Annotated in this window: 1 pseudogene; it reads left to right on the top strand. The window is 44.2% G+C overall.

What is annotated here, in order from left to right:
• Window positions 1–344: pseudogene (locus SB816_RS30320) on the top strand (flagellin); the annotation flags it as partial.

Raw genomic sequence — 344 nt, 5'->3', positions numbered from 1 at the left:
CAAACGGCGGAAGGAGCTTTAGATGAAACCACTAACATGCTTCAACGTATGCGTGTTTTGTCTATCCAGGCGGCTAATGGGTCAAACTCTGATTCAGACCGAGGAGCTCTTGACAAAGAGTTTACTGAATTGAAAGCCGAGATAGACAGAGTTTCTGACGATACTACTTTCGGTGGAGAGAATCTTTTAGATGGTTCATATGACGCTGATTACCAGGTGGGTGCAGATGCTAATCAGGTCATGAACCTAAAAATCACTACCGATATGAATACTACCGGCTTAGCTCTTTCTGGGGTTACGCTTAGTAGTGCGGCTAATGCTCAGTTAGCGATTACAGCTTTAGA

Origin of the sequence: Achromobacter sp. SIMBA_011 (assembly GCF_046535435.1) — a bacterium.
GTDB classification, from domain to species: Bacteria; Pseudomonadota; Gammaproteobacteria; order Burkholderiales; family Burkholderiaceae_B; genus Achromobacter; species Achromobacter dolens.
The sequence above is the reverse complement of the archived record's forward strand: the minus strand, read 5'-3'. Positions and strand labels throughout refer to the sequence as shown.